General features: G+C 70.2%; 23 protein-coding genes and 1 pseudogene. 14 read left to right on the forward strand and 10 right to left on the reverse strand.

Annotated features, from left to right (window positions below; all coding sequences use genetic code 11):
- The first annotated feature begins 142 nt into the window (after positions 1-142).
- Entirely contained in the window at positions 143-928 is a 786-nt protein-coding gene (locus tag OG206_RS10890) for a hypothetical protein (protein ID WP_327114763.1), read from the forward strand.
- A gap of 21 nt (positions 929-949) precedes the next feature.
- On the opposite strand, the gene OG206_RS10895 is transcribed toward OG206_RS10890, so the two are convergent.
- Positions 950-1,432 carry a MarR family winged helix-turn-helix transcriptional regulator gene (locus tag OG206_RS10895; protein ID WP_327114765.1) on the reverse strand — a complete coding sequence of 161 codons (483 nt, stop codon included), beginning with the start codon at positions 1,430-1,432 and terminating at the stop codon, positions 950-952.
- Between the two features lie 409 nt (positions 1,433-1,841).
- On the opposite strand from OG206_RS10895, the gene OG206_RS10900 reads away from it, so the two are divergent.
- On the forward strand, positions 1,842-2,522 hold the full coding sequence (locus tag OG206_RS10900; protein ID WP_327122231.1) for a polysaccharide deacetylase family protein: 681 nt from the start codon (positions 1,842-1,844) through the stop codon (positions 2,520-2,522).
- Between the two features lie 93 nt (positions 2,523-2,615).
- Here the strand turns inward: OG206_RS10900 and lon are convergent, their stop codons facing one another.
- On the reverse strand, positions 2,616-5,045 hold the full coding sequence (lon, locus tag OG206_RS10905; RefSeq protein WP_327114767.1) for an endopeptidase La: 2,430 nt from the start codon (positions 5,043-5,045) through the stop codon (positions 2,616-2,618).
- 377 nt (positions 5,046-5,422) lie between these two features.
- On the opposite strand from lon, the gene OG206_RS10910 reads away from it, so the two are divergent.
- From OG206_RS10910 to OG206_RS10930, 5 genes are all read left to right on the forward strand, one after another.
- Positions 5,423-6,106 (forward strand): spermidine synthase, encoded by a 684-nt coding sequence (locus OG206_RS10910; RefSeq protein ID WP_327114769.1) that lies wholly within the window; start codon positions 5,423-5,425, stop codon positions 6,104-6,106.
- A 231-nt stretch (positions 6,107-6,337) separates the two neighbouring features.
- Positions 6,338-7,075, forward strand: a complete 738-nt coding sequence (locus OG206_RS10915) for a response regulator transcription factor (RefSeq protein ID WP_056794186.1) — start codon at positions 6,338-6,340, stop codon at positions 7,073-7,075.
- A complete protein-coding gene (locus OG206_RS10920; RefSeq protein WP_327114773.1) occupies positions 7,072-8,148 on the forward strand; it encodes a HAMP domain-containing sensor histidine kinase in 1,077 nt (358 codons plus the stop codon). Before OG206_RS10915 ends, OG206_RS10920 begins: the two co-directional genes overlap by 4 nt.
- 257 nt (positions 8,149-8,405) lie before the next feature.
- On the forward strand, positions 8,406-12,245 hold the full coding sequence (locus tag OG206_RS10925) for a multifunctional oxoglutarate decarboxylase/oxoglutarate dehydrogenase thiamine pyrophosphate-binding subunit/dihydrolipoyllysine-residue succinyltransferase subunit (protein WP_327114775.1): 3,840 nt from the start codon (positions 8,406-8,408) through the stop codon (positions 12,243-12,245).
- Positions 12,246-12,334: 89 nt separating this feature from the next.
- Positions 12,335-12,514, forward strand: coding sequence for a DUF6104 family protein (locus OG206_RS10930; RefSeq protein WP_014048295.1), 180 nt, complete (start codon positions 12,335-12,337; stop codon positions 12,512-12,514).
- Here OG206_RS10930 and OG206_RS10935 read toward each other — a convergent pair whose 3' ends face one another.
- Complete coding sequence (locus OG206_RS10935; protein WP_327114780.1) at positions 12,515-13,378, reverse strand: hypothetical protein; 864 nt, start codon at positions 13,376-13,378, stop codon at positions 12,515-12,517.
- A 170-nt stretch (positions 13,379-13,548) separates the two neighbouring features.
- Here OG206_RS10935 and OG206_RS10940 point away from each other — a divergent pair, with 170 nt between their 5' ends.
- A complete protein-coding gene (locus OG206_RS10940) occupies positions 13,549-14,406 on the forward strand; it encodes a DUF4097 family beta strand repeat-containing protein (RefSeq protein ID WP_327114782.1) in 858 nt (285 codons plus the stop codon).
- 1 nt (position 14,407) lies between these two features.
- Positions 14,408-15,391 carry a PadR family transcriptional regulator gene (locus OG206_RS10945; RefSeq protein ID WP_327114784.1) on the forward strand — a complete coding sequence of 328 codons (984 nt, stop codon included), beginning with the start codon at positions 14,408-14,410 and terminating at the stop codon, positions 15,389-15,391.
- Positions 15,392-15,501: 110 nt separating this feature from the next.
- Here OG206_RS10945 and OG206_RS10950 read toward each other — a convergent pair whose 3' ends face one another.
- From OG206_RS10950 to OG206_RS10970, 5 genes and pseudogenes are all read right to left on the reverse strand, one after another.
- Complete coding sequence (locus OG206_RS10950) at positions 15,502-16,074, reverse strand: Clp protease N-terminal domain-containing protein (protein ID WP_327114786.1); 573 nt, start codon at positions 16,072-16,074, stop codon at positions 15,502-15,504.
- The gene (locus OG206_RS10955; RefSeq protein ID WP_073745141.1) at positions 16,074-16,283 is read right to left on the reverse strand and encodes a helix-turn-helix domain-containing protein; all 210 of its coding nucleotides are present in this window, start codon (positions 16,281-16,283) and stop codon (positions 16,074-16,076) included. Before OG206_RS10955 ends, OG206_RS10950 begins: the two co-directional genes overlap by 1 nt.
- A gap of 31 nt (positions 16,284-16,314) precedes the next feature.
- Positions 16,315-16,506 (reverse strand): annotated as a pseudogene (locus OG206_RS10960) (GNAT family N-acetyltransferase); the annotation flags it as partial.
- Positions 16,507-16,612: 106 nt separating this feature from the next.
- Complete coding sequence (locus tag OG206_RS10965) at positions 16,613-17,578, reverse strand: zinc-binding dehydrogenase (protein ID WP_327114789.1); 966 nt, start codon at positions 17,576-17,578, stop codon at positions 16,613-16,615.
- A gap of 212 nt (positions 17,579-17,790) precedes the next feature.
- Entirely contained in the window at positions 17,791-19,026 is a 1,236-nt protein-coding gene (locus OG206_RS10970; RefSeq protein WP_327114791.1) for an NAD(P)-dependent malic enzyme, read from the reverse strand.
- A gap of 519 nt (positions 19,027-19,545) precedes the next feature.
- On the opposite strand from OG206_RS10970, the gene OG206_RS10975 reads away from it, so the two are divergent.
- The 3 genes from OG206_RS10975 to OG206_RS10985 are packed head-to-tail and all read left to right on the forward strand — an operon-like array spanning position 19,546 to position 22,233.
- A complete protein-coding gene (locus OG206_RS10975) occupies positions 19,546-20,505 on the forward strand; it encodes an ABC transporter substrate-binding protein (RefSeq protein WP_327114793.1) in 960 nt (319 codons plus the stop codon).
- Between the two features lie 28 nt (positions 20,506-20,533).
- Positions 20,534-21,475 (forward strand): amino acid ABC transporter permease, encoded by a 942-nt coding sequence (locus OG206_RS10980; RefSeq protein WP_327114795.1) that lies wholly within the window; start codon positions 20,534-20,536, stop codon positions 21,473-21,475.
- Positions 21,472-22,233, forward strand: a complete 762-nt coding sequence (locus OG206_RS10985; protein ID WP_327114797.1) for an amino acid ABC transporter ATP-binding protein — start codon at positions 21,472-21,474, stop codon at positions 22,231-22,233. The genes OG206_RS10980 and OG206_RS10985 overlap by 4 nt, the downstream gene beginning before the upstream one ends.
- Before the next feature lie 72 nt (positions 22,234-22,305).
- Here OG206_RS10985 and OG206_RS10990 read toward each other — a convergent pair whose 3' ends face one another.
- A complete protein-coding gene (locus tag OG206_RS10990) occupies positions 22,306-23,079 on the reverse strand; it encodes a class I SAM-dependent methyltransferase (protein ID WP_327114799.1) in 774 nt (257 codons plus the stop codon).
- A gap of 87 nt (positions 23,080-23,166) precedes the next feature.
- Between OG206_RS10990 and OG206_RS10995 the strand changes: the two genes are divergently transcribed.
- Complete coding sequence (locus OG206_RS10995; RefSeq protein ID WP_327114801.1) at positions 23,167-23,796, forward strand: CGNR zinc finger domain-containing protein; 630 nt, start codon at positions 23,167-23,169, stop codon at positions 23,794-23,796.
- On the opposite strand, the gene sodX is transcribed toward OG206_RS10995, so the two are convergent.
- Positions 23,700-24,137 (reverse strand): nickel-type superoxide dismutase maturation protease, encoded by a 438-nt coding sequence (gene sodX, locus OG206_RS11000; RefSeq protein WP_327114803.1) that lies wholly within the window; start codon positions 24,135-24,137, stop codon positions 23,700-23,702. The genes OG206_RS10995 and sodX overlap by 97 nt on opposite strands.
- Positions 24,138-24,305: 168 nt before the next feature.
- On the opposite strand from sodX, the gene sodN reads away from it, so the two are divergent.
- Positions 24,306-24,701, forward strand: coding sequence for a superoxide dismutase, Ni (sodN, locus tag OG206_RS11005; protein ID WP_014154121.1), 396 nt, complete (start codon positions 24,306-24,308; stop codon positions 24,699-24,701).
- Positions 24,702-24,775 lie beyond the last annotated feature (74 nt).

The following is a 24,775-nucleotide window of genomic DNA, read 5'->3' on the forward strand; positions in this document are numbered from 1 at the left end:
ACTTCCGGCCCGGCTTTGGCAGGATGCCCGCCCGCATATGCGCAAGACATCCCGCCCGGTCGGTGTGACCCCTTTGACCTGCCGGTACGGCCCAACAGCACGATCGTGCAGGGTGCGTGAAGGCATCGTGCAGACTGGCCGGATGCGCATCGACCTCGCCACCGGACCAGGCAGTCCCGAACGTCCCAACGAGGACTGGGTGTCGGTCGCGGCTCCTGCGGCCGGCCTGGGCGGCACCCTTGCCCTGCTGGACGGAGTCACGCCCCCGCGGCACGACGACGGCTGTGTGCACTCGGTCCCCTGGTTCACCGCGCGACTGGGGGGGGCACTGGTCGAACTGTCCGCTTCACGGCGGGATCTGACGCTTGCCGAGATTCTCGCCCTGTCCATTCGCCGCACTGCCGATGTTCACCGTTCGGAGTGTGACCTTTCTCACCCGCGCACCCCTCAGGCGACCGTGGTCCTGGCGCGCTGGGACGACCGTCGCGTGGAGCACCTCGTGCTCTCCGACTCGGCCCTGCTCCTCGAGGCACCCGACGGCTCCGTGCGCCCCCTGCTCGACGACCGTCTGGACCGGCTGCCGCCCGGCTCGCTCGCCTCGGAGGAGATCGCGGACGCGCGCGTACGGAACAAGGAGGGCGGATTCTTCACGGCCGCCGCGGACCCCGGGGTGGCGTCACGCGCGGTGACCGGAGAGACCCCCCGGGCCGAGGTGCGGGCGCTGGCGGCGATGACCGACGGGGCGAGCCGGTGGACGGAGACGTTCCGGGAGGGCGACTGGGCCGCCACTCTGGGACTGCTGCGCAAGGACGGGCCGCAGGGGCTGATCGACAGGGTGCGGGAGCTGGAGCGGGCCGACACCGAGCGCGTGCACCTGCGCCGGGGGAAGAGGCACGACGACGCGACGGCGGTGCTCGTGGAGCTGTAGCCGCACCGGCCGGGGCCGCCCTCAGCTCTCGGTGCGCTCGTTGAGGTGGTGCAGCAGTCTGGCCAGTTCCGCGACTTCGGCACGGTCCCAGCCGGCGAGCTTGCGGGCGTACCGGCCGCGCCGTGCGTCACGGACCGTGCGGAAGCGCGCGAGACCCTCGTCGGTGAGGTGGACGAGCGAGGCACGGCCGTCCGCCGGGTCGGTCTCCCGCGCCACGAGCCCGAGGGTCTCCAGGGCCCGCAGCTGACGGCTCATGGTCGCCTTGCCGACGCCGAAGTACGCCGCCAGATCGGTGGCCCGCTGCCGCCCGGTCGACTCCAGCCGTACGAGAAGTCCGTACGCGGCGGATTCCAGATCCGGGTGGACCTCGCGCGCCATCTCCCCGGAACTGGCGCGCGCCCGGCGCAGGAAGACCGCCAACTCACGCTCCAGCGCGAGGAACTCGTGGTCCACACCGCTTCCGGCGCTTGCGCCGGGTCCGTCGCCGCTTCCGCTGCCGTGCACGTCCGCACCCCTCACACGCTGTCCCGCGAATGATTCTGTTCCTCGACTCCGGTCATCACCGCAGCCGGCCCAGTATTTCGCAGGCGCGGCCCTCCGGCATCGGCCGGACCCTCCTCCCGGAGGCGGCTCCGCACGCGTGGGGGAGCGTGGATGCCGGCGGCGGCCACCGCGGCGTCCTGGCAGGTGCCGGTTGACGATCCCCCGGGCCACCGGGCCCCGCGCTTCCCGCACGGCCCACTATTCATTGCGCGTATACGCACTATGTATAGTCGCTTCGTGCCGCGCCGCCGGCGTGCTGCCGAACCTTGGGGGACCTGTCGTGCCTGTTGCCGTAAAGACGAAACCGTTCGGAGCGGGGTTGGCCGCCGCTCTTGTGACCGTGCTCACCTTCGGGCTGGGCGGGTGCTCGATGCAGACCACGGCGCCCGGATCGGCACGTGCCGACGCCACGTCGGACGCCAAGGGATCGTTCGGCCGGGCGGACTGCCGCAAGGCCAAGTGCATCGCGCTGACCTTCGACGCCGGACCGTCCGAGGACACCCCGCACCTGCTGGACGTCCTCAAGGAGGAGAAGGTGCCCGCCACCTTCTTCCTGCTCGGCAGGGATCACGTCCTGAAGCACCCGGACACCGTGCGGCGCATCGAGGCGGAAGGGCACGAGGTCGCCAACCACACCTGGTCGCACGAGATCCTGACCGGCAAGGAGCCCGGTGAGATACGGGCGGAGCTGGAGAAGACCCAGGACGCGATCGAGAGGATCACGGGCAAGAGGCCCCGGCTGATGCGCCCGCCGCAGGGTCGCACCGACGACGAGGTCTCGAAGGTCTCCGAGGAGCTCGGGCTCTCGCAGATCCTGTGGAGCGCCACCGCCAAGGACTACTCCACGACCGACTCGGCGCTGATCCGGAAGCGGATACTGGACCAGGCCGGCCAGGACGGGATCATCCTGCTGCACGACATCTACAAGGGAACGGTCCCCGCGGTGCCGGGCATCATCCACACCCTGAAGAAGCGGGGCTACACCTTCGTGACCGTGCCCCAGCTGATGGCTCCGGCCGAGCCGGAGCCCGGCACGGTGTACCGCCCCTGACCCCCGCCGCACGCGGAACGGCCCGCCCTCCGGGGAGAGCGGGCCGTCCGTACCGGCCGTGCGCGTGGTGCCACGCCCGTCACGACATGGCGCCTATGCCGCGGCCGGGATCCTTGTCTCCGCCCTGGCCGAAGCCGGGACGAGCGCGATGTCCAGGACCTGACGGACGTCGGTCACCGGGTGGACCTCCAGGGCGTCGAGGACCTCGGCCGGGACATCGTCCAGATCCGCCTCGTTCCTCTTGGGGATCACCACGGTGGTGATTCCGGCGCGGTGGGCCGCCAGCAGCTTCTGCTTCAGCCCGCCGATCGGCAGCACCCGTCCGGTCAGTGACACCTCACCGGTCATCGCCACGTCGGTCCGGACGAGCCGCCCCGAGAGCAGGGAAGCCAGCGCGGTCGTCATGGTGATACCGGCACTCGGGCCGTCCTTGGGGACCGCGCCCGCCGGGAAGTGGATGTGCGCCCCCCGGTCCTTGAGGTCCGCGACGGGGAGCTCCAGTTCCGCGCCGTGCGAGCGAAGGAAGCTCAGCGCGATCTGCGCGGACTCCTTCATCACGTCGCCCAGCTGGCCCGTCAGGGTCAGTCCTGACGCCCCGGTCTCGGGATCGGCCAGCGACGCCTCGACGAAGAGGACGTCTCCTCCCGCCCCGGTCACAGCGAGCCCGGTGGCCACACCCGGGACCGCGGTGCGGCGCTCGGCGGGGTCCTGGGCGGACTCCGGCACGTGGTGCGGCCGGCCGATCAGGCCACGCAGGTCCTGCTCGGACACCGTGAACGGCAGGTCCCGGTCGCCCAGCTCGTGCTGGGCCGCGACCTTGCGGAGCAGCCGGGCGACGGCGCGCTCCAGGTTCCGCACTCCGGCTTCCCGGGTGTACTCCGCCGCCAGCTTGCGCAGGGCGGACTCGTCGAGCGCGACCTCACCCGTCTCGAGACCCGCTCGCTCCAGCTGGCGCGGGAGGAGGTGGTCGCGTGCGATGACGACCTTCTCGTCCTCGGTGTAGCCGTCCAGCCGCACCAGCTCCATACGGTCGAGCAGGGCCTCGGGGATGGCTTCGAGGACGTTGGCCGTCGCCAGGAAGACCACGTCGCTCAGGTCGAGCTCGACCTCCAGGTAGTGGTCGCGGAACGTGTGGTTCTGCGCCGGGTCGAGCACTTCGAGGAGGGCGGCCGCCGGGTCGCCCCGGAAGTCCGAGCCGACCTTGTCGATCTCGTCGAGCAGGACGACCGGGTTCATCGACCCGGCTTCCTTGATCGCCCGGACGATACGCCCCGGCAGTGCGCCGACGTACGTACGCCGGTGACCGCGGATCTCGGCCTCGTCCCGGACACCGCCGAGCGCGACCCGGACGAACTTGCGTCCCATGGCGTGCGCGACGCTCTCGCCGAGGGACGTCTTGCCGACTCCGGGCGGGCCGACGAGCGCCAGCACCGCACCGCCCCGGCGGCCTCCGACCACACCCAGCCCGCGGTCGGCACGCCGCTTGCGCACCGCGAGGTACTCGGTGATGCGCTCCTTCACGTCCTGCAGGCCCGCGTGTTCGGCGTCCAGGACCTCCTGGGCGCCCTTGATGTCGTAGGCGTCCTCGGTCCGCTCGGTCCACGGGAGCTCGAGGACCGTGTCCAGCCACGTCCTGATCCAGGAGCCCTCGGGGCTCTGGTCGGACGCGCGCTCCAGCTTCTCGACCTCCTTGAGAGCGGCCTCGCGGACGTTCCCGGGCAGGTCGGCGGACTCGACGCGGGCACGGTAGTCGTCGGACTCGTCGGCGCCGGACTCGCCGTTGAGCTCGGAGAGCTCCTTGCGCACGGCGTCGAGCTGGCGCCGCAGCAGGAACTCGCGCTGCTGCTTGTCGACGCCCTCCTGGACGTCCTTGGCGATGGATTCGGCGACATCCTGCTCGGCCAGGTGCTCTCCGAGCCACTGGATGGCGAGCTTCAGACGGGCGACCGGGTCCGCCGTCTCCAGCATCCGGACCTTCTGGGCGACGGTGAGGAAGGGCGAGTAACCGGAGTTGTCGGCGAGCGTGGAGATGTCATCGATCTGCTCCACCCGGTCCACGACCTGCCAGGCGCCGCGCTTCTTCAGCCAGCTGGTGGCGAGGGCCTTGTACTCCTTGGCCAGCTCGGCGGCCGATCCGGGCAGGGGGTCGGGTGCGGAGACGTCGATCCGGGTGCCCTCCACCCACAGCGCGTTCCCGGGCCCGCTCGTGCCGGCACCGATCCGCACGCGGTGGCGAGCCCTGATGATCGCCCCCGGGTCCCCGTCGGCAAGGCGGCCGACCTGCTCGACCGTGCCGAGGACACCGATCCCGGTGTAGCTGCCGTCGATGCGCGGCACGAGCAGCACCTGGGGCTTGCCGCTGCCGGCCGGGGCGACGGCCTGTGCGGCCTCCACGGCGGCGCGTACCTCCGCGTCCGACAGATCGAGGGGCACCACCATGCCGGGCAGTACGACCTCGTCGTCGAGCGGCAGCACGGGCAGGTCGACCGGCGCGAACGCCTCGGACTTGGACTCAGCAGTCATGATCTTCCCTTCGGCAGCCAAGTTGAGCTATGTGCACTCAATGCTTGTGAGCCCAGGAATGTTCCCCACACCCTGTTCGCTGTGGGCGATCACCGCTCGGGCCGCTTCCGGCCTGCGGAGAACCGGTGAAGGCGGGACCCTCTCACCGACCGCTCGCGGCGCCACTCCCCCGCAGCGCGGCCTCCACTTCCACAGCAGCACCATCCGGGCCGTCGCCATTCCCCGCGCCCCCGACGTGCCCCCGCACGCCCGGCCCGCCGGGTGAGGGCCCGTCCCATCCACGGGTGAGGTGGCGGGAAACCAGTGGTCCGAAGGCCCTGCGGCGGGAAGAATCGACGGCCGACCAGCAACCCGCCGGAGACCGGAGACCTGCACACATGTCCGCCACAGACGCCCCCCGCCCCGTCGTACTCGACCGCCGCGAGGGGCCGTTCGGCGAAGTCGTCCTGCGCGAACGCGGCGACGACTTCGAGATCATCGCGAACGGCTGCTTCCTGATGGACACCTCGGACGGCCGCTCCGAGCGCCTCCTCGTCGACGCCGCACTCGCCGCCCTGCCCGCGGACCGGCCCGCCCCGTCGGTCCTGATCGGCGGGCTCGGTGTCGGCTTCTCCGTGGTGCGGGCCGCGGCCGAGCCCCGCTGGGGCAGGATCGCGGTCGTGGAGCGGGAGCAGGCGGTCGTGGACTGGCACCGGGACGGCCCGCTCGGCCGGATCTCCGGCGCGGCCCTCGCGGATCCGCGGACGGAGATCCTGCTCACGGACCTGGTCGCCCACCTCCGCACGACCACGGAGCGTTACGACGCGCTGTGCCTGGACATCGACAACGGCCCCGACTGGACCGTCACCGAGGACAACGGGAACCTCTATTCGCCGACGGGTCTGGCGGCGTGCCGAGCGCGTCTGAACCCTGGCGGGGTGCTCGCCGTGTGGTCCGCGCAATCGTCCGCCGCGTTCGGGCCGGCGTTGCGGAATGCCGGATTCCACGCCGTAACGACCGAAGAAGTAGCCGTTGCCCGAGGTGTGCCGGACGTGGTCCATCTCGCACTCCGGGACGACTGAACCCCCACCCGGTATGCGCGGCCCCGCCCCGCCAGGGGTCGTACGCGGTGAGGCCGGTCATCCGCACCCTTTCCGTGGGTAACACCTTCACGACGTACAACACCCTGCGTAGCCGTGAGGCCTCTTCTGCCTTTACGCTCTGACCGGCACAAGGGATCACCGACGACATTCACAAGCGACAACCGTGCCTCCGGGGGAATGGCCTCCGCGAGAACGGGCAGGGGCGGGGCGATGGAACAGACACACACCACCCACAACGGCGTCGCGGCCACCCCCGGGGCTCAGCGCCGGGTGCTGGTGGTCGAGGACGACCCGACGATCGTCGACGCCATCTCCGCCCGTCTGCGGGCCGAGGGCTTCCTGGTGCAGACCGCACTGGACGGGCCCGCGGCAGTGGACGCGGCCGAGGCGTGGCAGCCCGACCTGATGGTGCTCGACATCATGCTTCCCGGTTTCGACGGCCTGGAGGTCTGCCGCCGCGTGCAGGCCCAGCGCCCCGTGCCGGTGCTGATGCTGACCGCGCGCGACGACGAGACCGACATGCTGGTGGGACTCGGGGTCGGCGCCGACGACTACATGACGAAGCCGTTCTCCATGCGGGAGCTGGCGGCGCGGGTCCACGTCCTGCTGCGCCGGGTCGAGCGGGCCGCCCTGGCCGCGGTGACCCCCCGCAGCGGCATCCTGCGTCTCGGTGAGCTGGAGATCGACCACGCCCAGCGCCGGGTCCGGGTGCGCGCCGACGACGTCCACCTCACCCCGACCGAGTTCGACCTGCTGGTCTGCCTGGCCAACACCCCGCGTGCGGTGCTCTCGCGGGAGCAGTTGCTGGCCGAGGTCTGGGACTGGGCGGACGCCTCCGGGACGCGCACGGTCGACAGCCACATCAAGGCTCTGCGCCGGAAGATCGGTGCCGAGCGGATCCGCACCGTGCACGGTGTCGGCTACGCCCTGGAGACCCCCGCGCCATGACCCGGCCCGGCTCCGGACTGCGGCCCTTCTCGATCAAGGCCAAGCTGGGCGCGCTGGTCGTGATCTCGGTGTTCATCACGACCGGACTGCTGATCGTGGCGCTGAGGACCCGGACCGAGTTCCGGTTCATCACGGTCTTCTCCGTGATCGCCACCCTGCTGATCACGCAGTTCGTGGCCCATGGCCTGACCGCGCCGCTGGACGAGATGCGCTCCGTCGCCCGGTCGATCTCCCACGGCGACTACACGACGCGGGTGAGCGGCGCGGGGCGGCGGGACGAGCTCGGCGACCTGGCGCAGACGATCAACCGCATGGCGGAGGACCTGGAGGCGGAGGACCGGCACCGCAAGGAGCTGGTGGCGAACGTCTCCCACGAGCTGCGCACGCCCATCGCCGCGCTCAGAGCCGTCCTGGAGAACGTGGTGGACGGGGTGTCCGCCGCCGACCCGGAGACCATGCGTACGGCGCTGAAGCAGACCGAGCGCCTGGGCAGGCTGGTGGAGACCCTCCTCGACCTGTCCCGGCTGGACAACGGCGTGGTCGAGATCAAGGCACGCCGTTTCGAGGTCTGGCCGTACCTCTCCGGCGTACTCAAGGAGGCGAACCTCGCCGCCTCCCAGCGGCGGCTCTCCTCCGGCTCGGGCAACCATTCCCGTACGGACGTCCACCTCCACCTGGACGTGTCACCGCCCGAGCTCACGGCCCACGCGGACGCGGAACGGCTGCATCAGGTGGTGGCCAACCTCATCGACAACGCCGTCAAGCACAGCCCGCCGCACGGCAGGGTCACGGTGCTCGCGCGGCGCGGGGCGCACCCCGAGTCGCTGGAGCTGGAGGTCATCGACGAGGGGCCCGGTATCCCGGAGGCGGAGCGCCACCGGGTCTTCGAGCGCTTCAACCGCGGCCAGGCGCCGTCACCGCACGGGCCGGGCAGCGACGGCGGAACGGGGCTGGGACTGGCGATCGCGCGCTGGGCGGTGGATCTGCACGGCGGGAGGATCGGAGTGGCCGAATCCGCCCGCGGCTGCCGGATTCGGGTCACCCTCCCGGGGAACACGCGATCACGTAGTTGACTCCGCGTTCGAAGCGGAGGAGCACGTTCTCCCCCTGCCCGGAAAAGAGATACGGTCCAAGGGGCCACAGCGCTGGCCTGCGTACCCGAAGGGCAGCGGAACTCTGCTTGTTTCCCGCCATTTCATGCGCCGAAACCCGGCTTCCGATGTGATGTGCACGACGAAGACCGGCCCGGCCTGCACGTAACGGCTGGGGAGGCGTAGCCTTGATTTCCGCTGTCCATCACCTTGTGAAGCGGAAGAGGGCGGTTGCCGCCGTGTCGTCTCAGTCCCCCAGTAACTCGAGCATCTCGACCGATCAAGAAGCAGGCTCCGGGTCCAACCCGGCCGCCGCATTCGGCCCCAATGAGTGGCTCGTCGACGAGATCTACCAGCAATACCTCCAGGACCCCAGTTCGGTCGACCGCGCCTGGTGGGACTTCTTCGCCGACTACAAGCCGGGCGCGTCCGGCACGGCGGACAAGCCCGTCACCGCACCCGCGGGAGCGGTGACACCGCCCCAGGCGACCACCGTGGCGAACACCGTCGACCACACCGCTCCGGCACAGGCCGCGCCACAGGCTCCGGCCGCACCCGCTGCCGCCCCGGCCCCGCCCCCGCCCGCCGCCGCTCCCGCGGCCAAGGCAGCGGCTCCCGCGCCGGCTCCCGCCGCCCCCGCCGCTCCTGCGAAGGCAGCCCCGGCAGCCGCTCCGGCCGCGGCGAAGATCGACGCCCCGGCCGAGGCCCCCGCCGGTCCTGAGTACGTGACGCTGCGCGGCCCGTCGGCCGCCGTCGCGAAGAACATGAACGCCTCCCTGGAACTGCCGACGGCCACGTCCGTCCGCGCAGTTCCGGTGAAGCTGCTCTTCGACAACCGCATCGTCATCAACAACCACCTGAAGCGCGCCCGCGGCGGGAAGATCTCCTTCACGCACCTCATCGGGTACGCGATGGTGCAGGCTCTCAAGGCCATGCCGTCGATGAACTACTCGTTCGCGGTCAAGGACGGCAAGCCGACCCTGGTCAAGCCCGAGCACGTCAACCTCGGTCTGGCCATCGACCTGGTCAAGCCGAACGGCGACCGCCAGCTCGTCGTCGCGGCCATCAAGAAGGCCGAGACCCTCAACTTCTTCGAGTTCTGGCAGGCCTACGAGGACATCGTCCGCCGTGCCCGCGTCGGCAAGCTCGGCATGGACGACTTCTCCGGAGTCACCGCCTCGCTGACCAACCCCGGCGGCATCGGAACCGTCCACTCCGTGCCCCGCCTGATGCCCGGACAGGGCCTCATCATGGGCGTCGGCGCGATGGACTACCCCGCGGAGTTCCAGGGCACGTCGCAGGACACCCTGAACAAGCTGGGCATCTCCAAGGTCATGACGCTGACCTCGACGTACGACCACCGGGTCATCCAGGGTGCGGCGTCCGGCGAGTTCCTGCGCGTCCTGTCCCAGCTCCTGCTCGGCGAGAACGAGTTCTACGACGAGATCTTCAAGGCGCTGCGCATCCCCTACGAGCCGGTCCGCTGGCTCCGGGACATCGACGCCTCGCACGACGACGACGTCACCAAGGCCGCGCGGGTCTTCGAGCTGATCCACTCCTACCGGGTCCGCGGTCACGTCATGGCCGACACCGACCCGCTGGAGTACCGCCAGCGCAAGCACCCCGACCTGGACATCACCGAGCACGGCCTCACCCTGTGGGACCTGGAGCGCGACTTCGCGGTCGGCGGTTTCGCCGGCAAGACGATGATGAAGCTCCGTGACATCCTCGGCGTCCTGCGTGAGTCGTACTGCCGCACCACCGGCATCGAGTTCATGCACATCCAGGAGCCGAAGGAGCGCAAGTGGCTCCAGGACCGGGTGGAGCGTCCGCGCCCCGCTCCGGAGCGCGAGGAGCAGCTGCGGATCCTCCGCCGCCTCAACGCCGCCGAGGCGTTCGAGACGTTCCTGCAGACCAAGTACGTCGGCCAGAAGCGGTTCTCGCTGGAGGGCGGCGAGTCCGTCATCCCGCTGCTCGACGCGGTCATCGACTCCGCCGCCGAGGCCCGCCTCGACGAGGTCGTCATCGGCATGGCCCACCGCGGCCGGCTGAACGTCCTGGCGAACATCGTGGGCAAGTCGTACGCCCAGATCTTCCGGGAGTTCGAGGGCAACCTCGACCCGCGGTCGATGCACGGCTCCGGCGACGTCAAGTACCACCTGGGCGCCGAGGGCACCTTCACCGGTCTGGACGGCGAGCAGATCAAGGTCTCGCTGGCCGCCAACCCCTCGCACCTGGAGGCGGTCGACCCGGTCCTGGAGGGCATCGCCCGCGCCAAGCAGGACATCATCAACAAGGGCGGCACGGACTTCACGGTCCTGCCCGTCGCGCTCCACGGCGACGCGGCCTTCGCGGGCCAGGGCGTCGTCGCCGAGACGCTCAACATGTCCCAGCTGCGCGGCTACCGCACCGGCGGCACCGTGCACGTGGTGATCAACAACCAGGTCGGCTTCACCGCCGCCCCGGAGTCCTCGCGTTCGTCCATGTACGCCACGGACGTGGCGCGCATGATCGAGGCGCCGATCATCCACGTCAACGGCGACGACCCGGAGGCCGTGGTCCGCGTCGCGCGGCTCGCCTTCGAGTACCGGCAGACGTTCAACAAGGACGTCGTGATCGACCTCATCTGCTACCGCCGCCGCGGTCACAACGAGGGCGACAACCCGGAGTTCACCAACCCGCAGATGTACACCCTGATCGACAAGAAGCGCTCGGTGCGCAAGCTCTACACCGAGTCCCTCATCGGTCGCGGCGACATCACGCTGGAAGAGGCCGAGCAGGCGCTCCAGGACTTCCAGGGCCAGCTGGAGAAGGTCTTCGCGGAGGTCCGCGAGGCCACCTCCGCGCCGTCCCAGCCGCATGTCCCGGACGTCCAGGCCGAGTTCCCCGTGGCGGTGAACACCGCGATCTCCTCGGAGGTCGTGAAGCTGATCGCCGAGTCCCAGGTCAACATCCCCGACGAGATCACCGTCCACCCCCGTCTGATGCCGCAGATGCAGCGTCGCGCGGCCTCCGTGGAGAACGGCACGATCGACTGGGGCATGGGCGAGACCCTGGCCATCGGCTCGCTGCTCATGGAGGGCACCCCGGTCCGGCTCGCCGGCCAGGACACCCGCCGCGGCACGTTCGGCCAGCGTCACGCCGTCCTCGTCGACCAGAAGACCGGCGAGGACTACACCCCGCTGCTCTACCTGTCGGACGACCAGGCCCGTTACAACGTCTACGACTCGCTCCTCAGCGAGTACGCGGCGATGGGCTTCGAGTACGGCTACTCGCTGGCCCGTCCGGAGTCGCTGGTCATCTGGGAGGCGCAGTTCGGTGACTTCGTCAACGGCGCCCAGACCGTCGTCGACGAGTTCATCTCCTCGGCCGAGCAGAAGTGGGGCCAGACGTCCGGCGTCACCCTGCTGCTGCCGCACGGCTACGAGGGTCAGGGGCCGGACCACTCCTCCGCCCGCCCGGAGCGTTTCCTGCAGATGTGCGCGCAGGACAACATGACGGTCGCGATGCCGACGCTCCCGTCGAACTACTTCCACCTCCTGCGGTGGCAGGTGCACAACCCGCACCACAAGCCGCTGATCGTCTTCACCCCGAAGTCGATGCTGCGCCTCAAGGCCGCGGCCTCGAAGGCGGAGGAGTTCACCACCGGCGGCTTCCGCCCGGTCATCGGTGACGAGTCGGTCAACGCCGAGGCGGTCCGCAAGGTCGTCTTCTGCGCGGGCAAGCTCTACTACGACCTGGACGCAGAGCGCGAGAAGCGCGGTGACACGGAGACGGCGATCATCCGCCTGGAGCGGCTGTACCCGCTGCCGGGTGCGGAGATCCAGGCCGAGATCGCCAAGTACCCGAACGCCGAGAAGTACCTCTGGGCCCAGGAGGAGCCGGCGAACCAGGGTGCGTGGCCGTTCATCGCGCTCAACCTGATCGACCACCTGGACCTGGCCGTGGGCGCCGACGTGCCGCACGGTGAGCGCCTGCGCCGCATCTCGCGCCGGCACGGCTCGTCCCCGGCGGTCGGTTCGGCCAAGCGTCACCAGGCCGAGCAGGCACAGCTGGTCGCCGAGGTCTTCGAGGCCTGATCAGCCGCTGTACGCCACCGAGGGCCCGGCTCCGCGAGATCTTCGCGGGGCCGGGTCCTCGGTTTTCCGGGCCTCGTTATTCTTGTGCCATGTACTTCACGGACCGTGGCATCGAGGAACTGGAGAAGCGGCGCGGCGAGGAGGAGGTCACCTTCGAGTGGCTCGCCGAGCAGCTTCGTACGTTCGTCGACCTCAACCCCGACTTCGAGGTCCCCGTCGAGCGCCTCGCGACCTGGCTCGCGCGCCTGGACGACGACGAGGACGAGTAGTCACCGGCCGGAGCTCCAGGCGCCTCCCGCCCTCCCCCTGAAGCGGTCGTACGCGAAGCCCAGCAGCCCTTGCACCAGCAGCAACAAGCCCGCCGCGGCCCAGCCCCCGCTGCGCCGGCGCGCACCCCACAGGGTGAGAGGCAGCCCGGCGGCCACCTGTGCCGCGGCGATCGCGCGGGCCCTCGGCCCGAGCACCCAGGGGCCGAGGCTCCCACTCTCCACGGTGTCCAGTTCCACGCGAACGGCGTCCCGCCAGCCGGCCCATTCGATCTGTACCGCCTGCGGCAGGATTCCGGCGACCGAGCGCAGCCGGTCGGCGGATTCGCCGGGTGAGAGTCCGGGCGGCAGCTCCACCCCGGTCCGGCTCAGCACGGCCAGCAGCCCGCGCAGCCGGGTATCGGCGTCCGCCTCCGGGTCCGCACGGGTGAGCCCCTCCAGTACCTGGACGTCGAGGACGGGGTCGAGGCCCAGCCGGACGGCGAACGTCCGCATGGCCTCGTCCTCACCGACGGGCGTGCCGTCGGTCAGCCAGGTGTAGCCGACCGGCCGCCGGAAGCCGGCGGCGAGGGTGTATCCGGACCGGTCGCCGTCCCACCACAGGGCGAGCACCGGCCAGGTGGAGGCCACCGCCAGGGCGGTGGCCCAGCCGCCGACGACCCGGTCGACGGGCTCGGCCCCGGCTCCGGCACCCCCGGCGCCCGGCGATCCGTCCCTGCGCCAGGGCTTCCCCTCGGGGACGAGCACGCTCCAGCCGTCCCCCGCGGGCACGAGCGACATGCCCTCCTGCAGGAGGTGGGCCACGGGCCGTACGGTCTGGGGGCCGGCCCGGCACAGCAGCAGGGCGCCCACGGATGTCGCGGTCATGCTCCATACGCTAGGGCAATTTGCCCCGCTATGAACGAATCGCGAGGCGCCGCGACTTCACGCCCGCTCCCCGTGCCGCCACCCCCTTGACTTCTCGAAACCGCGATATATCGTGTTCTTGAGAAGACGCGATATGTTGCGTCTACGCCACCCAGCGGGAGGTCAGATCCATGCCCGAGTCGACGTGGACCGTCGCCGAGCCCCAGAAGCTCACCTTCGACGAGCCGGTCACCGCACTCAAGGTGCGCATCGTCGACGGCGTGATCAATGTCGTCGGCACCGACGAGCCGACAGCCCGGCTGGAGGTGTCCGGGATCGACGGTCCGCCCTTGATCGTCACGCAGCGGGACGGCGTGCTGACCGTCGCCTACGAGGATCTGCCGTGGCAGGGACTCCTCACCTGGCTCGACCGCAGGTCCTCGCGGCGCAGTGCCGCCGTGTCCCTCGCCGTCCCGGCGGGCGCGGCCGTGGAAGTGGGCGTGATCGGCGCCGATGCCGTCGTCTCGGGCATCCGGGGGCGCACGGAACTCCGGGGCATCTCCGGCGACAGCACCCTGGTCGGGCTCGACGGAGTCGTCCGCGCCGAGACCGTGTCCGGCGGCCTGGAGGCGCAGAACGTCACCGGTGACCTCCGGTTCCAGTCCGTGTCGGGCGATCTGACGGTCGTCGACGGTGCGGGCACCTCGGTGCGGGCGGAGTCCGTCACAGGCCACATGGTCCTCGACCTGGATACCTCACCGAGGCCGACGGACATCAGGCTGACCTCGGTCTCCGGCGCGATCGCCATCCGTCTGCCTCACCCGGCGGACGCGAAGGTCGAGGCGAACACGGCGAGCGGCACCGTCTCCAACGCTTTCGAGGACCTGCGGGTCGGCGGCCAGTGGGGAGCGAAGAAGATCACCGGCACACTCGGTGCGGGCACGGGCAAGCTGAAGGCGACGACCGTCTCGGGCTCCATCGCGCTCCTGCGCCGCCCACCCGCGCAGGACGAGTCCCACGACAGCGAGCCGACCGGAAAGGTGCTCTGACATGCCCCCCGTATTCGCCCACGGCCGTCTGCGCCTCTACCTCCTCAAGCTGCTGGACGAGGCCCCCCGCCACGGCTACGAGGTGATCAGGCTTCTGGAGGAGCGATTCCAGGGTCTGTACGCACCGTCGGCCGGCACGGTCTATCCGCGGCTCGCGAAGCTGGAGGCGGAGGGCCTGGTCACCCACGCCACCGAGGGCGGCCGCAAGGTCTATTCGATCACCGACGCGGGGCGGGCCGAGCTGGCGGGCCGGGGCGGCGAGCTGGCCGATCTGGAGCTGGAGATCCGCGAGTCGGTCTCGGAGCTGGCCGCCGAGATACGCGACGACGTGCGCGGCGCGGCGGGGCAGCTCCGCAGTGAGATGCGCGCGGCGGCCTCCGAGTCCCGCCGCCCCTCCGGCAGCGGCCGGTCCGGCTGGGACCCCGGCCCGGGCGACAAGGAGGCCTGGCGGACGGCGAAGGAGGAGCTGCGCAAGGCCAAGCAGGAGTGGAAGGAACAGGCCCGCAGAGCGAAGGACGAGTCCCGCCGCGCCCGTGAGGACGCCGAGCAGGCCCGCCGTCAGGCCAAGGAGGCACACGAGAAGGCGCGGGAGCAGATGCAGAACGCCGCCCGGCAGGTGCAGGAGCACTTCGCGCGGGGCGACTGGCCCAAGGGCGTACAGGAAGGGCTGGCCGAGATCACCAGCCGGCTCGGCAGCTTCGCGGGCACGGGCACCTGGCCGCATTACACCAGGCCCGCCCCGGAGGAGCCGCACGTCGAGTGGGCGGCCGACGCCGCGTCCAGCGGCGATCCCGGCCGGGACCTGGACCGGCTCCTGGACCGCTTCCGCGACGACATCCGGGACGCGGCGCGGGACAGGGGCGTCACCGAGGACCAGCTCGCCGAGGCTCGTAGCCATCTGTCGGCGGCCGCGACACGGATCGAAGCCCTTCTGCGGGCACCTGCGGGCACAGACGGCGCATCCCGGGACCACAACGGCTCCTGACCGCGCACCAAGCCGGCGTCCCGGCCCACCCGGCGGGCCCTGGTGCCCGCCGGGCCCCGGCGACCGGGTCCCGGCCCGACGGGCGGACGCGGACCGGTCCGCCCGTCAGATCAGCCGGCCATGGCCTGCCCGTGTCCGTCGCCTCCGTAGAGTGCGCGCTCCACAGTCGTGTACGTCGCACCGTGGTCGGCGAGCACCTCGGCGACCACTCCGGGGCAGGCCGTCAGCGCGAGCAACAGGTGTTCCTCGCCGATGAAGCGGTCACGACGGCCCAGGGCGATGCGCAGCGACTTCTCCAGCACGCTCTTCGCTCCGGCCGTGAAAGGCCGTTGCGCCGACCACCATCGGCGGCTCCTGCGGTCCCCCGCAAGGACGCCTGCGCCGTGCGCGTCCTCGACCCGGGCCACGACCTCGGTGACGTCGATGCCGAGGTCCGCGAGTGCCTCCGTGTCGGCCTTGGTGAGCCCGCCGCGGCGACGCGTCTCCGCGAACGCCGCCTCGATCGAGGCCCTGCGATCGGTGAGCCCGAGCGCGGCCACGGCGAACGAGGCCCGGCTGCCCTCCTGGTCCAGCAAGGAGAACAGCAGGTACTCCTCCGTGATCGCGCCCGCTCCGGCCCGCTCGGCGTGGGTCACGGCGCCCGTCACCGCGGCCCGGGCCCCCTTGGTGAACCGCTCGAACATCAATGCCTCCCGTACTTCTTGTGCACGGCCTGCCTGCTGACACCCAGCTCGGCAGCGATCTCCTGCCAGGACCAGCCCTTCGCGCGGGCGCTTCTCACCTGGACGGCTTCGAGTTGTTCCAGCAGCCGCCGCAGCGCGGCGACCGCGCGGAGCCCGACACGCGGGTCGTGGTCGCCGGCACGGGCGGCAAGGTCCGTCGCTTCGGTCATGACGTCAACTTACGTTGACACGACAGCCATGTCAACCAGGATTGACAGGATCGGTGGCGAGGCGCGCGTGGCGCTCCACGTCGTAGCGCTCGCTCCCGTAGCGGAGTTTCGCGCGCTCGATGCCCTCCAGGGCGAAACCGGCCCGCAGGGCGACGGCGCAGGAGGCGGAATTGTTCGCACGGTGCCCGAGTTCGAGCCGGTGGAGCCCCAGTTCGGCGAAGGCCGGGCCATCTCCTCCGCGGCGAAGGCGCGGAGCACGGCGGGCGCGTCACCGGACCGCCAGGGCCGCAGCACCGGACCCTCCGGTGTGGACAGCACGTCGGCCGGACTCACGAGGTGGTGAGCACGATCTTTCCGAACAGGTCCCCGGCGGCCAGCCGCTCGAAGCCCTCGCGCGCCCGGTCCAGCGGCAGCGTCTCGTCGATGACGGGCCGCACGCCGGTGGCCGCGCAGAACGAGAGGAGGTCCTCCAGTTCGTCCTTGGAGCCCATGGTGGAACCGACGACCTTGAGCTCCAGGAAGAAGATGCGGGTCAATTCGGCGTGCGAGGGGCGGTCGCCGCTCGTCGCCCCGGAGATGACCAGAGTTCCGCCAGGCCGCAGCGACTTGACCGAGTGGGACCATGTCGCGGCCCCGACCGTCTCGATGACCGCGTCCACGCGCTGGGGCAGCCGCGCTCCGGGCTCGTACGCGTCAAGAGCGCCCAGTTCGACCGCGCGCTTGCGCTTGGCCTCGTCACGGCTGGTGGCGAACATGCGGAGACCGGCGGCCTCGCCGAGCACGATCGCGGCGGTGGCCACACCGCCGCCCGCACCCTGCACGAGGACGGAGTCACCTGGCCGTACGCCGGCGTTGGTGAACAGCATCCGGTAGGCCGTCAGCCAGGCGGTGGGCAGGCAGGCGGCCTGTTCGAAGGTGAGCTCCTTCGGCTTGGGCAGCACGTTCCAGCTGGGTACGGTGACCTGTTCGGCGAAGGTGCCCTGGTAGCGCTCCGTGAGGATGGAGCGGGGCTCCCCCGGGCCGACCCCGTGCCCGGTCTGACCGATGACGGAGTGCAGGACGACCTCGTTGCCGTCCTGGTCGATGCCGGCGGCGTCGCAGCCGAGGATCATCGGGAGCTTGTCCTCGGCGAGGCCCACACCGCGAAGGGACCAGAGGTCGTGGTGGTTGAGCGACGCGGCCCTGACCTGGACGGTGGTCCACCCGGACCGTGCCTCGGGGGCCGGGCGTTCACCCAGCTCGAGTCCGTCGAGGGGCCGGTCACGGTCGATGCGGGCTGCGTAGGCGGCGAACATGGCCACGACGATAGGCCGTGACGCGTCGTGACGTAACCGTTCGGTGGTGTGACACACGCCCCAGAACCGGGGCCGGTGCCCCCGGCGCCCGGGCGGCCGGTCGACCGCCCCCCGCAGCCGCAGCATCCGGGGTCCGTGAACACGACGGGCCGGGGGCCACGGTTCCGCACGCGGCGGTTCCGTGGCGGCCCCGGCCCGCCCTTGTGCCGGTGTCAGCGCCGGGCCACGCCTTCCGCCCTCGCCGCCGCCGCGACGGCGGCGGTGACGGCGGGTGCGACCCGCTCGTCGAACGGCGACGGGATCACGTAGTCCGCGGCGAGTTCGTCCCCGACGACGTCCGCCAGAGCGTTCGCCGCCGCGATCTTCATGCCCTCGGTGATCCGGGAGGCGCGGACCTGCAGCGCGCCCGCGAAGATGCCGGGGAACGCCAGGACGTTGTTGATCTGGTTCGGGTAGTCCGACCGGCCGGTCGCCACGACGGCCGCGTACTTGTGCGCGATGTCGGGGTGGACCTCGGGGTTCGGGTTGGCCATGGCGAACACGAACGCGCCGGGTGCCATGGAGGCGACGGCCGGCTCGGGGACCGTACCGCCGGAGACGCCGATGAAGACGTCGGCGCCCGCGAGCGCCGTCTCCAGGGAGCCCGTGATGCCGGCCCGGTTCGTGATCTCCGCCAGTTCGCGCTTGACCTCGGTGAGGTCGTCGCGGTCGCTGCTGACGATGCCCTTGCGGTCGGCGACGGCGACATCCCCGACGCCCGCCTCCAGCAGGAACTTCGCGATGGCCACACCGGCCGCGCCCGCGCCGGAGATGACGGCGCGCAGGTCACCGAGCGTCCGGCCGGACAGCTTCGTGGCGTTGCGCAGCGCCGCGAGCGTCACCACGGCCGTGCCGTGCTGATCGTCGTGGAAGACCGGGATGTCGAGGCGCTCCTGGAGCTTGCGCTCGATCTCGAAGCACCGGGGTGCCGAGATGTCCTCCAGGTTGACCCCGCCGAAGGACGGTGCCAGGCGCACGACGGTGTCGACGATCTCGTCGGCGTCGGTCGTGGCCAGCGCGATCGGCACAGCGTCGACCCCGCCGAACTGCTTGAAGAGGATCGCCTTGCCCTCCATCACCGGGAGGGACGCCTCGGGACCGATGTCCCCCAGGCCGAGGACGGCGGTGCCGTCCGTCACGACGGCCACGACCTGTGACTTCCAGGTGTAGTCGTAGACGAGTTCGGGATGCTCGGCGATGGCGCTGCACACCTTCGCGACGCCGGGCGTGTAGGCGAGGGACAGGTCGTCCTTGTCGCGGATCGGAACGGTGGCCTGCACGGCCATCTTCCCGCCGCGGTGGAGGGCGAAGGCCGGGTCGAAGGGCTCGTCCGCACTACTGAGTCCGTCCGCACCGGCCGTGCCGTGAGTCGTGCTGTCGCTGCGAGGATTGACGATCTCCGCTGCCATTGTGTTGACCCCTTAAGTCTTCATCATTTGAGGGTGGCCACTCCTGGTTGAGGAGGGGTGGGCGGGCACCGCCTACGTTCCCGGCACCGAGCGGTTGGCCCGCTCCGGCAGGGGAGACACGTACGCGCGGGCGCGCCGCACACGCGCCCTGAGCCCCGGATGAGGGGTGTAAAGGTCTGTTTTACCGGACGGACCCGGCCTCTTACGAGTCGGTATCGACTCGGTGAGATGACTCATAGCCGAAAATCTGGACAAGTCCACTAAGAGCCACAAAGGTCGTCCATCGGTTGAGACGCACCGGAGATTCTCCGGAGTAACGCTCACGTCCCTGCAGAAGGTCCCGCCTGGCGGCACCGGCCGTGGGGTTCGGGGGTCTCCCGTTACCCGATTTTGACATGACCAGCCCCCTGAATGGGCGAGTCCGAATGGCAAGATGCCCTAATCACACAAGGTGGCGACACTCGCAGGTGCGTGCGTATCCACCTGACCTGCACTTCTCACCGCCGGAGGATTCCGACCATGACCGCAAGCACCCTCTGTCGTTCGACCGCAAAGTCCCGGATTGCCGCGGTCTGCGCAGTCGCGGTCGCGGGCACTCTGCTGCTGACCGCCTGCGGCGACCAGACCGACAGCGCCACCAAGAAGGACTCGGGCGCCACCGCGGCCGAGGACGCGCCGCTCGCCGACCTCGTCCCCCAGTCCATCAAGGACAAGGGCGAGATCAAGGTCGGCTCCGACATCGCCTACCCGCCGGTCGAGTTCAAGGACGAGTCCGGCAAGACGGTCGGCATAGACCCCGACCTGGCGGACGCCCTCGGCAAGCAGCTCGGCGTGAAGTTCGTCTTCGAGAACGGCACGTTCGACACACTCATCACCGGCCTGCGCTCGAAGCGCTACGACCTGGCGATGTCGGCCATGACCGACACCAAGGACCGCCAGGACGGAGTGGACTCCGAGACGAAGAAGAAGGTCGGCGAGGGCGTCGACTTCATCGACTACTTCACCGCGGGCGTCTCCATCTACACCAAGAAGGGCGAGGACAAGGGCATCAGCACCTGGTCGGACCTCTGCGGCAAGAAGCTGGTCGTCCAGCGCGGCACGGTCTCCCACGACCTCGCCAAGGCCGAGAGCGCCAAGTGCGGCAGCAAGGGCAAGATCTCCGTCGAGGCGTTCGACAACGACCTCGAGGCCCAGACCCGGCTGCGCGGCGGCGGCGCCGACGCCGGTTCCTCGGACTTCCCGGTCGCGGCGTACGCGGTGAAGACCTCGGGCGGCGGCAAGGACTTCCAGCTGGTCGGCGAGCAGGTCGAGGCGGCCCCGTACGGCATCGCCGTCGCCAAGGGCAACGACGAGCTCACCAAGGCGATCGAGGCGGCCCTGAACGCGGTCATCAAGAACGGCGAGTACGCGAAGGTCATCTCCAAGTGGGGCGTCGACGAGGGCGCGGTCACCGAGGCCAAGATCAACGGCGGGTCCTGACCGGGACCGGCGCTGAAAGGCATCAGCTGTGACTGAAATCAAGGAAGCGGGCCCGGTGGACACCCCACCCACCCCGTCGGCGGGGCCGGAGGCGATCAAGGCCGTACCGGTGCGCCACTACGGCCGGTACGTCTCGGCCGTCGTCGCCATAGGCCTGCTGGCCGCGCTCGTGTACGCGTTCGCGCAGGGCGACATCAACTGGGGCGCGATCCCGGACTACTTCTTCGACGACCGGATCATCCGGGGCGTGGGCCAGACGCTGCTGCTGACCGTCCTCTCGATGGCCATCGGTATCGTCGGCGGCATCACGCTCGCGGTGATGCGGCTGTCGAAGAACCCGGTGACCTCGTCCATCGCGTGGTCGTACATCTGGTTCTTCCGGGGCACACCGGTCCTGGTCCAGTTGTTCGTCTGGTTCAACCTGGGCCTGGTCTTCGAGTACATCAACCTCGGGCCGATCTACAAGGACGAGTGGTCGTCCTTCATGACACCCCTGCTGACCGCCCTCCTGGGACTCGGCCTCAACGAGGCCGCGTACATGGCGGAGATCTGCCGGGCCGGCCTGCTCTCGGTCGACGAGGGCCAGACCGAAGCGTCGCACGCGCTGGGCATGAGCCACAGCAAGACGCTGCGCCGTGTGGTCATCCCGCAGGCGATGCGCGTGATCGTGCCGCCGACGGGCAACGAGGTCATCAACATGCTGAAGACGACCTCCCTGGTGGCCGCCGTTCAGTTCGCGGAACTCTTCCGGTACGCCCAGGACATCGGGCAGAACTCGGGCGCTCCGGTGGAGATGTACTTCCTCGCCGCGGCCTGGTATCTGATCATGACCTCGGTGCTGAGCGTGGGCCAGTACTACCTGGAGCGCCACTACGCCCGCGGTTCCAGCCGGAGCCTGCCGCAGACACCGATCCAGAAGATCAGGGCCAACTTGCTGTCGCTGGGCCGCCCGAAGGGAGGCGCCGCATGACCGCCATGGTGAAGGCCGAGGGCGTACACAAGTCCTTCGGCCCCGCACACATCCTCAAGGGCATCGATCTCGAGGTCGCCCCCCGAGAGGTGTTCTGCCTGATCGGCCCGTCCGGTTCCGGCAAGTCGACGTTCCTGAGGTGCATCAACCACCTGGAACAGATCAACGCCGGCCGGCTGTACGTCGACGGCGAGCTGGTCGGGTACCGCCAGAAGGGCGACAAGCTCTACGAGCTCAAGGACAGCGAAGTCGCACTGAAGCGCCGGGACATCGGCATGGTCTTCCAGCGCTTCAACCTGTTCCCGCACATGACGGCCATCGAGAACGTCATGGAGGCCCCGGTCCAGGTCAAGGGGGAGTCCAAGGCGGTGGCGCGCGCCCGTGCCGAGAAGCTGCTGGACCGGGTGGGCCTCGCCGACAAGGCGAAGAACTACCCGTCCCAGCTCTCCGGCGGGCAGCAGCAGCGTGTGGCGATCGCCCGCGCGCTGGCCATGGAGCCGAAGTTGATGCTCTTCGACGAGCCGACGTCCGCGCTCGACCCCGAGCTGGTCGGCGACGTCCTGGACGTCATGCGCGGACTTGCCGAGGAAGGCATGACGATGGTCGTCGTCACGCACGAGATGGGCTTCGCCCGCGAGGTGGGCGACGCACTGGTCTTCATGGACGACGGCGTCGTGGTCGAGTCCGGCCACCCGCGCGACGTCCTGACCAACCCGCAGCACGACCGGACGAAGTCGTTCCTGTCGAAGGTGCTGTAACAGCGGCGGCCGCGATGCGAGGAGGGCGGTACGGACCGGGTCCGTACCGCCCTCCTCGCATCGCGGCCAGGTCTACTTCAGGGCCAGGACCATGCTGTCCGAGGGCGAGGACCAGACCGCCCGGGCCTCGCCGAAGCCGGCCTCGCGGAGGGTGCGGGCGTGCCAGTCGACGGAGGGCATGTCGCCGTCCGCGTGTTCGCCGTAGATCTCGAACCGTTCGGCGGTGGGTGCCGCGAGGGCCGGGTCCTTCGCCATGAGGGCCCACCACTCGCTCCAGTCCACGGCGCCCGAGGCCTTGGCCCGGTCCATGACGGAGTGCCGCCGGGCGCGTTCGGCCGCGTTGATGCGCGGGGTGTCGGTGTCGATCATGCGGTCCGCGTTCATGAACACGCCGCCGTCCCTGACCAGGTCCCCGATCTGCCCGTAGAGGGCCGCGAGCGGCTCGCTGTGCAGCCAGTGCAGGGCGGTGGCGGTGAGCACCGCGTCGTACGAGGTGTGCGGGAGCCGTCCCGTCCAGGCCGCGTCGTTGAGGTCGGCGGTGACGAGGGTGACCCGGTCGTCGCCGTCGAAGGTGCCGCGCGCGATGGCGAGCAGTGCGGGGTCGAGGTCGACGCCCGTACTGGTGGCCTTCGGGAACCTCTTGAGGAGCCGGTCCGTGATACTTCCCGTACCGCACGCGAGGTCGAGCACTCTCGGTTCGGGCCCGACGACGGCCTCGACCATGTCCAGCATCACCCGGAACCGCTCCTCGCGGTCCGGCATGTACCACTCCTGCTGCCGGTCCCAGCTCTCCTGCCAGGACTGCCAGTCGGTACCCGTCGCCGTCACTCTGACCTCCGTCAGCATCCACGCACGTCGTAATACTCATGCCTGTAGACCACCCATTACAATGGTCGCCACCCCGACCATAGACCGACGCCGTAAGGACTACAAGTGGAATTGGCCTATTACTCGGACTACGCCGTGCGTCTGGTCAACACCGAGGAGCCGGCCCGCGGCAAGGACTCGCTGACGACGGTCGAGTCCGTCCGCGAGCTGTTCGGCGCCAACGCCCAGGCGGCCCGCCGGGCGACGGACACGGACGTCACCCGCTTCCGTTCCGTACGGGCGCGGCTGCGGACGGTCTTCGAGGCGGCCGACGGCGGCGAGGAGACCCTCGCGGTCGACCTGCTCAACTCGCTGCTGCTGGAGTTCCCCGTGAGCCCGCAGATCTCCGGCCACGACACACGCGACGACGACGGCAAGCCGGACTGGCACATGCACCTGGCCGACCATCCGTCGAACGCGACGGCGGGGTACGCGGCCATCGCGGCCATGGGGCTCGCCTTCCACCTCACGTCGCACGGGGTGGACCGGCTCGGCCTGTGCGAGGCGGCACCGTGCCGCAACGCCTACCTCGACACCTCCACCAACCGCTCGCGCCGCTACTGCTCGGACCGCTGCGCGACCCGGGCCAACGTCGCCGCCTACCGGGCCCGCAAGCGCCTGGAGACGGAGCGGTCCGGCGAAACCCTGCGCACCGCGGACACGGCCCAGCCCAGCAGCCCGAGCACCGAGCGCTGATCCTTCCTCAGCGGCCGGTACCGGGCCCGCGCACGCGCCAGCACGAGCTCCTCGGGCACGGTCCCGTAGTCCGTACTGTCCCCGCCCGCGAACGAGTTGTCGCCGAGGACCCACCACCCGGCCCCCCGCCGCTCGGCGGCACGCTTCACGACCAGCAGGTCCTGCTGCAACGGGTGACGCAGGATGACCACGTCCCCCGGGCGCACCGGTGCCCCGTGCTGCACGAGCAGCCAGTCCCCGTGGTAGAGCGTGGGCACCATCGACGGCCCCGTCACCTCCACGACCTGGAACGACTTACGCGCCGTCCGCCCGCTCAACGGCTCCTGCGCCGGCTCCGGCATCAGTGGCACCTCCCGGTCCATCCTCCAGTACACCGCTCCGTGTGTTCGGCCACTGGTCGCGTTCCCGCCTTGGACTTTTGGCCTAAGCCCCAGGGGGCAGCCGCAAAAAGCGGCGTCCCACGGAGTAATGTCCCACCTGAGAAGACGATCACGAGGAAGGACAGCCCCATGCTTTCCCGCCTGTTTGCCCCCAAGGTGAAGGTCAGCGCGCACTGCGACCTGCCCTGCGGTGTGTACGACCCGGCCCAGGCCCGCATCGAGGCGGAGTCCGTCAAGGCCGTCCAGGAGAAGTACCAGGCCAACGAGGACGCGGACTTCCGCACGCGCGCCGTTCTGATCAAGGAGCAGCGTGCCGAGCTCGCGAAGCACCACGTCTCGGTGCTCTGGAGCGACTACTTCAAGCCCCCGCACTTCGAGAAGTACCCGGAGCTGCACCAGCTGGTCAACGACACCCTGAAGGCGCTCTCCGCGGCCAAGGGCTCGAACGACCCGGCGACGGGCCAGAAGGCTCTGGACCTGATCGCCCAGATCGACACGATCTTCTGGGAGACCAAGAAGGCCTGATCCGCGGTCCGCGCCTTCGCGCAGCCGTGGTGTCCGCACCCGGTTTGCCGCCTCCCGCGGGAGGCGGCAAACCG

The sequence above is a fragment of the Streptomyces sp. NBC_01341 genome (assembly GCF_035946055.1).
In the GTDB taxonomy this organism is placed as follows: Bacteria; Actinomycetota; Actinomycetes; order Streptomycetales; family Streptomycetaceae; genus Streptomyces.